The organism is Simplicispira sp. 125 (assembly GCF_003096555.1).
Lineage (GTDB): Bacteria > Pseudomonadota > Gammaproteobacteria > Burkholderiales > Burkholderiaceae_C > Simplicispira.
The window spans coordinates 3640534-3653516 of sequence record NZ_QEKM01000001.1 but is presented as its reverse complement, the minus strand read 5'-3'; the positions used below and the strand labels follow the sequence as shown (position 1 = coordinate 3653516).

The 12983-nt window shown below is 63.3% G+C and carries 12 protein-coding genes; 3 read left to right on the top strand and 9 right to left on the bottom strand.

Going from position 1 to position 12983, the window contains the following annotated elements:
• Nucleotide 1: 1 nt before the first annotated feature.
• From C8D04_RS17135 to C8D04_RS17125, 3 genes are read left to right on the top strand one after another with little or no spacing between them, the layout of a single operon-like run.
• Complete coding sequence (locus C8D04_RS17135) at nt 2-850, top strand: CbbQ/NirQ/NorQ/GpvN family protein (RefSeq protein ID WP_116002674.1); 849 nt, start codon at nt 2-4, stop codon at nt 848-850.
• Nucleotides 804-1922 (top strand): 4Fe-4S binding protein, encoded by a 1119-nt coding sequence (locus tag C8D04_RS17130; RefSeq protein ID WP_233521051.1) that lies wholly within the window; start codon nt 804-806, stop codon nt 1920-1922. The genes C8D04_RS17135 and C8D04_RS17130 overlap by 47 nt, the downstream gene beginning before the upstream one ends.
• Complete coding sequence (locus tag C8D04_RS17125; RefSeq protein WP_116002671.1) at nt 1922-3769, top strand: VWA domain-containing protein; 1848 nt, start codon at nt 1922-1924, stop codon at nt 3767-3769. The genes C8D04_RS17130 and C8D04_RS17125 overlap by 1 nt, the downstream gene beginning before the upstream one ends.
• Before the next feature lie 78 nt (nt 3770-3847).
• On the opposite strand, the gene C8D04_RS17120 is transcribed toward C8D04_RS17125, so the two are convergent.
• The 9 genes from C8D04_RS17120 to C8D04_RS17080 all read right to left on the bottom strand — a co-directional run bounded on the left by C8D04_RS17120 (nt 3848) and on the right by C8D04_RS17080 (nt 12971).
• Nucleotides 3848-4948, bottom strand: a complete 1101-nt coding sequence (locus C8D04_RS17120) for a glycosyltransferase (protein WP_116002669.1) — start codon at nt 4946-4948, stop codon at nt 3848-3850.
• Between the two features lie 84 nt (nt 4949-5032).
• The gene (locus C8D04_RS17115) at nt 5033-5788 is read right to left on the bottom strand and encodes a lytic transglycosylase domain-containing protein (protein WP_233521050.1); all 756 of its coding nucleotides are present in this window, start codon (nt 5786-5788) and stop codon (nt 5033-5035) included.
• Nucleotides 5785-6774: a class I SAM-dependent methyltransferase gene (locus C8D04_RS17110; RefSeq protein WP_116002667.1), complete on the bottom strand. Its 990-nt coding sequence runs from the start codon at nt 6772-6774 to the stop codon at nt 5785-5787. The genes C8D04_RS17115 and C8D04_RS17110 overlap by 4 nt, the downstream gene beginning before the upstream one ends.
• On the bottom strand, nt 6762-7676 hold the full coding sequence (locus tag C8D04_RS17105) for a hypothetical protein (protein ID WP_116002665.1): 915 nt from the start codon (nt 7674-7676) through the stop codon (nt 6762-6764). The genes C8D04_RS17110 and C8D04_RS17105 overlap by 13 nt, the downstream gene beginning before the upstream one ends.
• Nucleotides 7658-8878, bottom strand: coding sequence for an ABC transporter ATP-binding protein (locus C8D04_RS17100; protein ID WP_116002664.1), 1221 nt, complete (start codon nt 8876-8878; stop codon nt 7658-7660). Before C8D04_RS17100 ends, C8D04_RS17105 begins: the two co-directional genes overlap by 19 nt.
• Before the next feature lie 3 nt (nt 8879-8881).
• Nucleotides 8882-9715 carry an ABC transporter permease gene (locus tag C8D04_RS17095; protein WP_116002662.1) on the bottom strand — a complete coding sequence of 278 codons (834 nt, stop codon included), beginning with the start codon at nt 9713-9715 and terminating at the stop codon, nt 8882-8884.
• 39 nt (nt 9716-9754) lie between these two features.
• Entirely contained in the window at nt 9755-11026 is a 1272-nt protein-coding gene (locus C8D04_RS17090; RefSeq protein WP_233521049.1) for a glycosyltransferase family 4 protein, read from the bottom strand.
• 119 nt (nt 11027-11145) lie between these two features.
• A complete protein-coding gene (locus C8D04_RS17085) occupies nt 11146-12120 on the bottom strand; it encodes a glycosyltransferase family A protein (RefSeq protein ID WP_116002660.1) in 975 nt (324 codons plus the stop codon).
• Nucleotides 12121-12293: 173 nt separating this feature from the next.
• Nucleotides 12294-12971 (bottom strand): methyltransferase domain-containing protein, encoded by a 678-nt coding sequence (locus C8D04_RS17080; protein ID WP_116002658.1) that lies wholly within the window; start codon nt 12969-12971, stop codon nt 12294-12296.
• Between the last annotated feature and the right edge of the window lie 12 nt (nt 12972-12983).

Sequence of the window (12983 nt, the reverse complement as noted above, 5' to 3'; positions counted from 1 at the left end):
CATGAACAGCGCCGAACAAGCCTTCGTGTCGGCGCCTGCCGCCCCCCAACGGGTGGCAGGCGGGGCCTCGGTGCCCTGGTACGCCGCACAGGCGGGTGAGTGCGCGCTGTTCGAGCACTGCTTCGCCCAGCAGCTCCCGCTGCTGATCAAGGGCCCCACGGGCTGCGGTAAAACGCGGTTCGTGGAGCACATGGCGGCGCGCCTGGCGCGCCCGCTCATCACCGTTTCCTGCCATGACGATCTGAGCGCAGCCGACCTCGTCGGACGCCATCTGATCGGCCATGGCAATACCGTCTGGGCCGATGGCCCGCTGACACGCGCTGTGCGGGAAGGCGCCATTCTTTACCTGGACGAAGTGGTGGAAGCGCGCAAGGACACCACCGTGGTGCTGCACCCGCTGGCCGACGACCGGCGCGTACTGCCCATTGAGCGCACAGGCGAACTCATCGCCGCGCCGCCTGAGTTCATGCTCGTCATCTCGTACAACCCGGGCTACCAGAACCTGCTCAAGGGTCTCAAGCCCAGCACGCGCCAGCGCTTCATCGCGCTCACGCTGGATTACCCCGAACCCACGGTCGAGCGCGCCATCCTCGAGCGCGAAGGCCGCGCCACGCCCGAGATTGCCGCCCGCCTGGTGCAACTGGCCCAGGCGCTGCGCCGCCTCACCGACCACGACCTCGAAGAAACGGCCAGTACCCGCTTGCTGGTGATGGCCGCGCGCCTCGTGGCGTCGGGCCTCCCCCTGGTTGACGCCTGCCGCGCCGCCGTGGTCGATGCCCTGAGCGACGATCACGATACGCTGCGTGCGCTCGACGAAGTGGTACGCGCCGTGGTGGGTGATGGGGACTGATTGCTCCAGCTGCGCCAGTGCCGCCGCATGCGGCACGGGCAATGCAGCGCAGGCCCCCCTGGCACACACCCAGGTGCTGCAGCGCCGTCGCCGGTGGTTACAGCTGTCGTTTTTTGCTGTTTTCCTGCTCGCGCCGGCACTCAACCTGCTGCGCTTTGATTTGAACGAGACCCAACTCTGGGTGCTCGGTTTCCGCTGGTCGCTGGGCATCGACGCCTTTGTGCGTGGCGAGGCCACCGCAGCACAGACCGCCTGGTCCATTGTCTGGCGCGGCATCCTGCCCGTGTTATCGCTGGTCATCGGTTTCCTGGCGGTGGCGTACCACTATGGGCGCCTGTACTGCGGCTGGCTGTGCCCCCATTTTTCGCTCGTTGAGACCCTCAACGACCTGCTGCACCGCGCCACCGGCAAGCTCAGCGTGTGGGACAAATCCCCAACGCCCCGCCCGGGCCGCAGTGCCGACAAGCGCTGGTGGCCCGTCTTCCTGGCCGCATGCTTGGTGTTTGGCTTCGTCTGGGCCATCACGCTGCTCACCTACCTGCTGCCTCCCGCCGAGATTTGGGGCAACCTGGTGCACGGCACTTTGAGCCCCAACCAGGCGCGCTTTCTCGGTGTGGGAACGCTCGTCTTCACCCTCGAATTCACCCTGGCACGGCATCTGTTCTGCCGCTACGGCTGCGCTGTGGGCCTGTTCCAAAGCCTGGCCTGGATGGCCAACCCCAAGGCCATGGTGGTGTCGTTCACCCGCAGCCGCGCGCGCGAATGCAAGACCTGTGAAGTCATGCCCACCAGCCGCTCGAAAACGCTGTCCGCGGAAACGCCACGCGCGCAACCCCATCCTCTCGGTCAACGGCCGGTGCCCAGCGGCAGCGCCTGCGACCATGCCTGCCCCATGCGCCTGAATCCACGCAACATCAAACGCATGATGTTTGCCTGCGTGCAGTGCGGCCAGTGCCTTGACGCCTGCGACGCCACCCAGACCGACCAGGGGCGCACCCCCACGCTGGAGTGGAAAGTGGGCCTGGACGCCGTGCGTGAAACCCTGCGCCAAAAACGCGAGGGGATTCACTGATGGAAGAATGGGTAGGCCAGTGGTGGCACAAGGCCATCACCCGCATCGCAGCCGCACCGCCCAACGCCGAGCGTGTATTGCTGGCCGATATGCAGCGCAGCATCGCCCTGCTCTACCGTGCGGGTGGCGGCGACCCTGCGGTGCGCGTAGCGCCCGCTGCAGCCTCGCGCCATGGCGGCGCGCGGCGCTTCCTGGAGCGCGTCGCTGGCAGCAACCAGCGCAGCGCACAAAGCCGCCTCGACCCCGAGGTGCTGGCGCTACCGCCCGAAATCGGCGTGTTCGACCAGCGCGCACTCAACCACGACCTTTATTTGTGGCTGGCAGCACTGGCCGCCGTGTTTGAACCCACGGGCGACTGGATTGCCGACAACCGCGCCGCCAGCAGCCGCGCCCTGCAGCGCTTTGCCGGCCTGCGCAGCCGCCACGCCGCACTGGTAACAGCCCACCTGGCACAGCGCCCGGCGCTTTCCAGCCTGCGCGCTGCGGCGGTACCGTTTGAAGCCGCGGTACAAGCCGCCCTGCGCGGAGAAGACCACGGCGCCCTGTTCGTGCAGCCTGGGCAAGTGGCGCCCGTGTGGCTCTGGCTGGCCGCCGACGCCCCGGCACAGATCGAAGCCACGCCCATTACAACCAGCACAGCAGGCGACGGCCCAGACCCCGACACCGAGCAAGACCCCACCGCGCAGGACGAGGCCAGCAAGCGCCGCCGCCGCGCCAAGCGTGCCGACACGGGTGAGGAGCGCAACCCCCTGCTCGTGGCACCCAAAACAGAATCCATCACCACCTGGAGCGAATTCGTTCGCCTGGCACGCGGCAGCGACGACGAACCCGACCCCAACGCCCAGGCCGCCGCTGACGATATGGATACGCTCACGCTGGCGCGCGGCAAGCAAACCACGGCCTCGCGCGTCAAGTTCGACCTTGACCTGCCCAGCGCCAGCGCCGACGACCGCCCCCTCGGCCCCGGTCGCAAAACCCCTGAATGGGACTGGCGCCGCCGCGCCCTGCTGCCCGACCACTGCGCGGTGCAATGCCTGGTCACCCAGCCGCAAGCGCCTTTCGTGCCATCGCCGCACCTGCGCGCCACGGCCCACCGCGTGCGCCGCCGCCTTGAAGTGCTGCGCGCCGCACCGCGCAACATCAAGGCCCAGCACAGCGGCGACGAACTCGACCTGGACGCCTGGGTGCGCTTCCAGACAGAGGCGCGCGGCGGTGTGCAACACAGCGACGCACCGCCCATCTACACCCGCCGCGAGCGCGGCGAGCGCAGCCTGGCCACCTTGCTGCTGGCCGACCTGTCGCTCTCCACCGACGCCTACGCCACGTCAGACGCCCGCGTGATCGACGTCATCCGTGATGCGCTGTATGTGTTTGGTGAGGCGCTTGCAGCCACTGGCGATGCGTTTGAAATGCTGGGATTCAGCTCGGTGCGCCGCCAGCACGTGCGCATCCAGCACATCAAGGGGTTTGGCGAGCGCTGGGGCGAGCCGGCGCGCGCACGGGTTGGCGCCCTCAAGCCCGGCTTCTACACCCGCATGGGCGCGGCCGTGCGCGATGCCACCCGGCGCCTCGCCGCCCGCCCCGAGCGCCAGCGCCTGCTGCTGGTGCTGACCGACGGCAAACCCAACGACCTCGACATTTACGAAGGCCGCTATGGCCTGGAAGACACCCGCCACGCCATCCAGGAGGCGCGTGACGCAGGCCTTACGCCGTTCTGCGTCACCATAGACCACGAAGCGCACGATTACCTGCCCATGCTGTTCGGCAGCAACGGTTACGCCCTGGTGCGCCAGCCACAAGAGCTGACACGCAGGCTCACGCAGGCCTGGGTCACGTTGGCGCGTTAAACCGAAATGCTATTAAGTAAATAGCTTATAGCGCTTACTGGATAAGCGCCAGAGGCCAAAAATACTCCGTTTTTACTTTTAGCGGCGCAACCAGGTCGGCACCTTGAAACGCACAATGGCCAGGTACGCCGCCACATAGCTCACCACAAACAGCGCGCAAAACACCATCAGCACGGGTGTGTTGTTCCAGAAGAGCACCGCCGGCACGACGGTGAGCAAGGTAAAGCCCCACAGATAAGGCGAGGTGCGGTTATTGCGCATCAGCATGCGGCGCGACTCGTCGTCATGGAACACGCTGCGCACGATGCGCCGGTAGATCAGTTGGTGAAAATGCAGCGCATCGGCCACGCCCGGTGACACGCCACGCGCCAACTTGCGGTAGATGGAAAACACGGTCTCCCAGACCGGGTAGATCAGCAACAGCAGCGGAAACCAGGGCGACACCAGCACATTGCGCTGCACCAGCGAAACACTGGCCAACGCAATCACCACGCCCCAAACGTAGGCTCCACCATCCCCGGCAAACAACATGCCACGCGGGTAATTCCACACCAAAAACCCCGCCGTGGCCGCCGCCGTGGACACCAGCAGCGCCGCCAGCGCCCGGTCGCCCACCTGCAAGGCCACATGGGCCAGCGCCAGGCACACAATCAGCGCCACCATGCCCGCCAGCCCGTTGTAGCCATCAATGATGTTGAATGCATGGGGCAGCCCCGCCACCGCCAGCAGTGCAATGGCAAACCCGATCCAGGGCACATTCGCCAGCAGCATATCGAGCCAGGGCAGATCCAGCCGCGGCACTGCCAAACCCAGCAAAGCCACGGCCAGCACCCCCGAAGCCGCCGTGAAGGCCAGCCGGTAGCGCACCGTCAGGCGCTGCGTCATGTCCTCGGCAATGCCCCCAGCCGCCGAGGGCAGCAGCACCAGCAGCCACGCCCCCACCCACGCCCCCAGCCCCAGCGACGCCGGATCGCCTTGCCAGGTCTGCACCATGCCCAATGTCCAGCTCGCCCCCAGGCCCAGCAGCACCGCCGCACCGCCGAGCCGGGGCACATCCCCAAAATGGAACCGCTGCGGCATGCTGTTGCCATACGCAGCAGCATGGCTGCGCATCCACCGCACGATGAACCCCGCAGCCAGCGCTGCCACGAAGAATGCCACGACGGACAAGAAGATCATGAGACGCCGATGGTAGCTGCAAGGCGCCGAAATCCGATACAGCCCACAGGATCAAAGTGCTGAATGCTGCCCACAAACATCACATCACCGGGCGAGCGTGCGGTACAGGCGCATCACCCGCTCCACATACTGCTGCGTCTCAGGGTAGGGAGGAATTCGCTTGCCGTACTTCATCACGGCACCCTCTCCAGCGTTGTAGGCCGCCAGTGCCAGTTCCTTGTCGCCGTCAAACAGGCGCAACAGATCGGCCAGATAGCGGCTGCCAATCTGCGCATTCACCTGGGGCTCCATCACCGCCTTGCGCCCTTCCGCCGTGGAATGGGCCGCCACCCCGTAGCGCTCAGCCGTGGCCGGCATCACCTGCATCAGTCCCAGGGCGCCCTTGCGTGACACCGCCTCCGTGTTGAATGCCGACTCGGCTGCCGCCACCGCAATGACCAGTGCTGGATCGATCGCGGCAGACAGCGCCGCCGCTTCCAGATGGGGCTTGGCGTCCTTGTAACCAGGGAGCCTGAGCGCACCCACGCCCCGCTCCGGCGCCTGGCCCGCTCGTGCCAGCGGTGGCTGGTCAATCCAGACCAGCCCCCTGGACTGCGGTGGCGCGGCGTTGCCTATGTGCACCACGCCGTCGCGGTCCACAAACTGCCAGATTGCCTCTGCCTGCACAGCACCCACATGAAACACCGCCGACAGCAGCATCAGCGTGCAGATTGCGTGGACCCTCCGCAGAGTCCATCGCAGCATGCCACGCAGCCCACACCAGCGCATAACCACCGCCGCCGGATCAATAGGGTAACGGCGACCCGCCGCTTCAAAGTGCGTGAAACCTATTGACTTCATACCAATCCACGACCCAGCAGGCGATCCAGGCGCGCGCGCCATGTGCGTCCAGCCAAAGTCGCTTGCGTATTCGAGCAGACCTGCTCCAACGCGGCCTTGTCGGTCGCCAATAGCCGCACTTGCTGGCGCAGTTGCTCGAGTTCTTGTTCAAACTGTGCGATCAACTGTCGCGCTTCAGCGAAGGCCTTCTGGTGCTCTAACAGCGACGCATGTTCCGCGGCATGCGTCACCTGCAATGCCTGCAATTGGGTACGCAACTGGTTTGCTTCGGTGCGTACCTGCATCGCCGCCCAGTCGCGCGAGTCGCGTGCTGGTGCCGCCACAACCATCCATTGGTACACATCGAAATCGGCCCATCCCGTCAGCAAATGCTGGCGCCAGGCATCCGGTATGGACTCCCAATACCAAGCGAACTCACTCTGCGCTACAGGGACACGGTTAGCCTCCCAAGCGACCGGCACCCATCCGCAGTCCATCAGCAACTGCTCTATGCTGCGGCGCGTAAAGAAACGCAGGTGGGTACGGTCAAGCAACCCTTTGTCTGCGTAGTCAAACATGCCGACCCGCAAAGCCGCAGCCACACCGGCATAGGCAATATTGGGCAGAGAGATGATGACGCTGCCCATGGGCTGCAGCAAACCGGCAAGCGCCTTGAGCACCTGCTCAGGTTGACGCAAATGCTCCAGCACGTCACAGGCCAGAATGGTGTCGAAGCGCCGACCCTCCAACGCATCCAGCCAGACCCGGCCATCGAGATCAGCCTCCACCACCTGTACACCCAGCGGCTGCAATGCCTGCAGCGCGGCAGGATCATTTTCCACCACCGTGACCGCTTGTCCACGCGCCCGCAACACCTGCGTCATAGCTCCCGGTCCTGGCCCCAGTTCGAGCACCGAGCCCCCATCCGGCACCCGGCGCAGGAGTCGAGCGGCCCATGCATCACCCTCGAGGTCAAAGGCGTAGTCGTAGCGATCTATGTCGGACATCTCTCCCCCTCTTGTGTTGTCGGTTGCCACATTTGATCCCATAAACCCCAATGCCACCAAGCCCAGGGACGGTCGCGCACATCCCGCTCCAAATGTTCAATTGCAGTATCGATGGCCATCTGCGGGCTACCGGGCAACGCATCCACCACCACCTCCAACCGGTCCGGCGCCAGGCTGCGCGTGCGGGCATGCAACAGGGCCGCCCTGGTCGATTGAGCCAAGCGCTCAATGCCTGTAGGTAAACGGAGGTATCCGCCCAGGAAGGCATGGTCGCGCATGCGTGCAAAGTCGGGGCTCCAGGCGTCAGCAAGAATCACCCAGGCTTGGCCATTGCGCAAACCTTCGTGCACCGGTCGCAAGGGCTCGCTCGATACACGCCACTGCCCCCCGGTAATCGCCATGGTGCTGGCAATTTTCCGCATGAGAAAGGCGCGTTGCGCATCACCAAGATCCGGGTTTTCCAAAACAGGCATTGTCAGGATGTTCAGCGCCACACCTCTCCGCCCCAAGGCAATCACCGCCGTGAGTAGCCGATCGTAGTGGTTGAGCACAAGGATGAAACCCTGCTGCCGTTGCTGCAGGGCCTGCACATGCTCCCAGCCCTGAACCGTAACGCTTGGCCCACCCGGCTCACCCAACCTGTGCAAAGCCGTGGCATCCAGCATTTCCGTGGCCAGCATATTCATGTGCGCACGCGCCCACAACTGAAGCTGCTCCTTGGTCGCTTCGGGGAAAGCCCGGCTGAACTGCTGTCGCAAATAGTGTTCGGTCGCGCGCCGCACGGCCGGTGCATCCCGTCCCAGCCAATGCACAAGCCGCCAAGGCAATGTCGTGGGAAGGCTGCCCAATGCGGGAAATGCCCATTCCAGACGCCAATCGCGGCTCATGGCGCGTGCAGCCATTCATGCTCCAGCCAGACAAGACCAAACTCACGGTGTTGCTGGTTGAGCACAGTGAACGGCTGGACCAGCTCTGCCATGTCAAGTACCTGGAGGCCCGTATCGTCCAACGTATAGATACTCCACAGATACTCGCCCGACAACAGCGGCAGACGCGGAAAACGCACACGCAAACAATGTGTCCCCACCCCACGCAGAGGGGGCCTGGAATCGAGGAACTGGGTGCTGCTGCCAAACACGTTGTCCTTGTCTGGCCGCACAATGGCAAACCCGACATGAAACGGCGCGTCCCCATAAGACTCCACTTCGACCTCCAGGGTGAGATCCTGGAAAGAGTCCACCTGCACAGGATTGATCCCGTCAGAGGTTTCAATACCTACGCGCATAATCTTCACCGGCACAGATGCATGTGTCGACGGGATCACCGCCGCCGAAGAACCTTCCGCCATGGCAGCGGTCGCGACAGTGTTCAAATACGCATACCTTCGCCGCTCATGCGCTTCATAGGCAGTCACCACATCCTCGGTGGAGCCCATCGCTTCGATCCGCCCATCATGAATCCAGGCCGCACGCTGGCACAGGCTGCGCACCTGGTACAGGTTGTGGGAGCAGAACAGCACCGTCGCGCCCTGCTCACGCAGCGCAAGGATACGGTTCAGGCTTTTCTTCTGGAAATGCAGATCACCCACCGACAAGGCCTCATCCACGATCAGCACGTCGGGGTCGATTGCCGTGGCCGCCGCGAACGCCAGGCGCATGAACATGCCCGAAGAATAGGTTTTCACCGGACGCTCCAGCGTCTCGACCGTCAGCTCCGAGAACGCCGTAGCGCGTTGATGGAAGACCTCCATATCCGCGCCTTCGAGTCCGTGCAGCGCCGCCATGAAGCGAATATTGTCGTAGCCCGACTCTTCCGGGTGAAAGCCCGCACCCAGTTCCAGCAACGCCGCTACCCGGCCCTCGCGCGCCACCCGCCCTTGTGTCGGACGGATCGTTCCCGCCGCAATCTTCAACAAGGTGCTCTTGCCGGCCCCGTTTTCACCGATCAGGCCAAAAGTCTCGCCCGCCTGCACCGCAAAATCGATGCCGGACAAGGCCACATGCACACGGTGACGCTGCCGCCCGGTAAGCCACTCCAGCAGGCGGTCCTGCGGCTTGGCGTAGACCGGGTAGGTTTTCTCCACCCCTTCAAAGCAAATACTCATGGCCTACAGCGCCTCACCCAATACCGGTTTCATGGAACGGAAGAACCACCAGCCCCCGCCCCCCAGCAGCACGACCCAGACCGCCAGCGCCCACATCGTGCCCAGCGGCACCGGCATGTGAAGCACCGCCGACTGCACTGCCAGCACCAGGCAGGCCACCGGGTTGAGTAAAAACCAGCTGTGAAACCGCTCGGGCACCTGGGCCAGCGGATAGACGATGGGCGTGAGATAAAAGCCGAGCTGCAGCGCAAAGCCCACGGTGGAACCCACATCGCGCCACAGAAAATGCGCCATGCTGAGCACCAGCGCCAGGCCAAACGTCAGCACAACCTGGGCCAGCACCAGCAAGGGTAGCCAGGCCCACGACACGAAAGGCCCCACGCCCTGCCCGATCGACAGCACCAGCAACAAAGCATAGCCAATGCCCAGCACCAGCAGGCTACCGCCGACCGCCACCGCAGGCAGGATCTCGGCCGGCATGGGTTGCTTGCGCAGGAAGTCCTCGTAGGCGGCCAGGCTGCCAACCCCTCGGCCAATGGCATCGGTAAAGGGCAACCAGATCGCCAGACCGGCCAGCAAATGCAGCAAATAGCCATTGCTGGACGTCAGGCCCGGTACCCGCACCGCCAGAATCAGGCCAAACAGCACGTAAAAAATGGCCAGACTCGCCAGCGGCTGAACAAATGCCCAGGCCAGGCCCAGCACCGACCCGGCGTAGCGCGTCTTGAACTCGCGCAGCAGCCAGTAACGCCACAGGACCCAGGCGCGCTGCGCACCGCCCACCGACGCTACCGTAGACACCCCTGGCGAGCGCTGTGCCTGGCTCTTCGCATTCATTGAGACCTCACCTTCACCGAGTCCCAGCGCCGAGACAACTCAGACCGATACCGCTGCATTCACTGGCTCCTGGTGCGCCGCGTGCCCATGCGCGGGAGTCAGTGCCTGGCGAGCCGCCAGCAAGCCTTGCGCGAAAGACTCGGCGGACGCCTCCCAATGTTGTTGGCGTGCAAACGCCATCGCCCGCTGGCACTGCGCCTGGCGCGCCGCGTCGTCCTGCAGCAAATTGCACAACGCATCAGTCAGGGCTTCCAGCGTGGGTTCGGTCAAGAGGGCCACATCGTCATTGAGCAGCCACTCCACGCAGTCGCCACGGTTGGATACCACGGCGCAGCCGCTGGCCATCAACTCGAGCGGCATGAGCGACAGGTTGGTCAGTGACAGTATCAGCGCAGCATCGCACTGGCTGAACGCATCGGCCAGTTCCTCGGGCGAAACCACGCCAGCCGACAGGTGCGGAAACGGAATGAGGTAATCGCTGACATCCCACCCCGCCAAGATGAACTGCGTATCGGGCAGCCTGCGAGAAACCGCCTCCAGCACCAGCAGACCAAACTCGAAGGCCCGCCGTGGGGTGGGGGGGCGTGCATAGAAAAACACGCGCTTGATCTCCTGCTCTCGCCTTGGGCGCTCACGATAGCAATCATGATCGACACCGAAACTGATGGGATGCGTCTGCATGCCGTATTCGGTCTTCAGTTTATTCGCCAACCATCCACCGGCCGTAATGCCATAGAAACCGAAACGATAAGTGTTGTCTGCCAGCACCGATTCTGTTCCCATCGGGTAGAAGCTGGGCTCGAAATCCTGAACGAAGTACAACTTTTTGACATCGCCTGCGATCGCCCGCACCGGATACGCCGTCTGCCAACCGGTGGCAATCACGAACTCGCTGTTCGGCAATCCTTTGAATCCCATAAAGACCTTGGCCTTCAAGGGAAAGAAATATTCACAGATATCCTGGCGTGCCAACTCGGCAGTGGCATGGTTGGTCGGGCTGACGATCACGATATTCGACTCCCACCCCATGCGCTCCAGATGCATGATCGTGCGAAAAATCGTCTGGTGTCCGCCTGAGCCGATGTTGAAATCCGGGATGAACCACAGCAAGGTTCCGGCACGCGCCTTCTCCGCTGCCAGCTCCACCGTGGCAACGCGCACAAAATCGTAATGCATGAACACATTGCGGCTCTTCAGGCTTCCCGGGCCTTGCGCCAACCGTCGCCTGACCATGGATAGGGTGCCCCACAGCCCGTGGCGTTTCGTCAAATTCCACACCTGCCGCATGCGCAGCCCGATCAACCCTGCCATAAACACTCCAAAAACGCATCACTCAGGGGCATCACGACGCCCCAACAAGCACATAAACATCAGGCGCTGCGCCCGAGCATCTTCTGGTCACCAGCCCCTCGCGGGCGCTGCAGCAGCGCCTAGGCAGAACGGCCACGCTGCAAGCCCTGATCACGGGAGAGCATCCCCAGCAACCAGGCCGGCAAGCGCCGATGCTGCGTCCCCAGGAATTGCCCCGTGGTGCGCGCCAGCTCGATGCCCGCCATATAGACCGCCTTTTTCACCCACCCCCAGCCACGCTGGCCCGCCTGGCGCAGCCAGGCCGCATCACGCCGCGCAAGCAGGGCGGCGCTCGCCCATGCACGCACAAGACTGCGCTGCATGTCGTAGCCAAAATAACGCTGGAACGAGCGCGCCTCGTCAAAATTGCGCTGCAGGGTTTCCCAGATGCCGAAGTCGTGCGAGTGATACACCGCCGCCTCGGGCGCATAGGCTTTGCCATACCCTGCCTCGACCGCAGCCAGCGCCCAGGTCTGGTCTTCAGCAAACGCAACGTCGGGAAAAGGCAATTGCTCCCACACCGAACGACGCAGACAGGAATTGTTATTGGAGAAAAAGTGTAGCCATTGCCGATAGCCGGGGTCGACAGCAAAACGGGCGCGGTCTTCCAACCGCACGACGCTTTGCTCTGCACCAAAACCGGCAAAGTGCTCGGCGAGTTCACGCCGTGTAATGGCCCGTGCGTCCGGATGGGCCCTATGGGGACCAAAAGCGCCCGCCACATCGGGCTCGGCGTCGCATGCCTGGACCAGGCGGGCAAGCCACTCGGTGCTCGCTGGCCTGGCATCCTGCGTGATGAAAACCAGAAACGCGCCGCCGGAAAGGGCGGCCAGCTGGTTGCGCGTGCGCCCATGACTAAAGTCCTCGGGCGCGATCGTCTCACAGCGCACGCCACGCGCACGCACCAAGTCGACTGAACCATCGGTGGAGCCTGAGTCCATCACGATGACCTCAAACGGCCAAGGTGCATGCTGCGCAAGCACGGCGTCCAGCACCTCACCCAGCAGGACGCCACCATTTTTGACGGGGATAAGAACGGACGCTCGAGGAACCATGGATGCTGCGCGACGCGCCTTCGGACACGACAGAGACCAGGCAGGCTCATGTCCAGAAAGCAGCAAAAAGTTAACTGAGTACTCTAGCACACAGGCTACTGGCAGCAAAATGCTCTTTCAGGCGCGCCACCTGCACACTGGCCAGTTATCTTGTTACGAAGTTTAAGAAACCATCAAGGCAGCTGGCTTTCACTGGCTGCTGGCGGGGTGAGTAATTTTTGCAGGTCTTCAGGATACTCTTCCAGATTCATAAACCCTGGTTCACCCAATACCTGACCGTTATAGAAATCCTTGAAAACCTGAGTAATGCGATCGGAAAACTGCCCTGCATGCCCGCTCCCCTTGAGAAAAACGGCCACAAAATCGCTCCAGACCGCGCCATGCTGGCGACTGACATAGGACTCCAGAACGCAGGCATCAACCCCGTTGCGCTGCGCCCAGGTGATCAGTGCCTTGCCGCTGTCAGGATAAAAGCGCCAGCAATCCACAGGATAGCGGTGGAACGTGCCGTTGGACGGCGCATTGAGATAGAACAAACCTGGCGTTTTGAGCACACGCATGATTTCGAGAAAAAGCACCCAGAACAACTCGGAATGCTCAAAACACGAACTGCTGACGACGACGTCGATCGAGGCATCCTCGAAAGGCAGGCGGTAAGGATCATCGAGCACGACATCCACCCCCCGGCCCTGCACGAAATCCACACCAATAAATTGCAAATGCGGTGGGCACACGCTGCGCAGCGAGCCATTGACATCCTGCGCACCGATATCAATGGCAATCCCCTGCGGTAATTTGGCGGCGTACGTTTCGAAAAACAACTTGCCGTTGCTCATGGCCGTAGGATGCATGCGTCGCTCTCT

What these genes read in the sequence shown, in the direction of transcription:
- C8D04_RS17085 (WP_116002660.1), bottom strand. Translation starts at nt 12,120, where the DNA reads ATGGTTCCTCGAGCGTCCGTTCTTATCCCCGTCAAAAATGGTGGCGTC.
- C8D04_RS17110 (WP_116002667.1), bottom strand. Translation starts at nt 6,774, where the DNA reads ATGTCCGACATAGATCGCTACGACTACGCCTTTGACCTCGAGGGTGAT.
- C8D04_RS17090 (WP_233521049.1), bottom strand. Translation starts at nt 11,026, where the DNA reads ATGGCAGGGTTGATCGGGCTGCGCATGCGGCAGGTGTGGAATTTGACG.
- C8D04_RS17100 (WP_116002664.1), bottom strand. Translation starts at nt 8,878, where the DNA reads ATGAGTATTTGCTTTGAAGGGGTGGAGAAAACCTACCCGGTCTACGCC.
- C8D04_RS17095 (WP_116002662.1), bottom strand. Translation starts at nt 9,715, where the DNA reads ATGAATGCGAAGAGCCAGGCACAGCGCTCGCCAGGGGTGTCTACGGTA.
- C8D04_RS17120 (WP_116002669.1), bottom strand. Translation starts at nt 4,948, where the DNA reads ATGATCTTCTTGTCCGTCGTGGCATTCTTCGTGGCAGCGCTGGCTGCG.
- C8D04_RS17125 (WP_116002671.1), top strand. Translation starts at nt 1,922, where the DNA reads ATGGAAGAATGGGTAGGCCAGTGGTGGCACAAGGCCATCACCCGCATC.
- C8D04_RS17105 (WP_116002665.1), bottom strand. Translation starts at nt 7,676, where the DNA reads ATGGCTGCACGCGCCATGAGCCGCGATTGGCGTCTGGAATGGGCATTT.
- C8D04_RS17115 (WP_233521050.1), bottom strand. Translation starts at nt 5,788, where the DNA reads ATGAAGTCAATAGGTTTCACGCACTTTGAAGCGGCGGGTCGCCGTTAC.
- C8D04_RS17080 (WP_116002658.1), bottom strand. Translation starts at nt 12,971, where the DNA reads ATGCATCCTACGGCCATGAGCAACGGCAAGTTGTTTTTCGAAACGTAC.
- C8D04_RS17135 (WP_116002674.1), top strand. Translation starts at nt 2, where the DNA reads ATGAACAGCGCCGAACAAGCCTTCGTGTCGGCGCCTGCCGCCCCCCAA.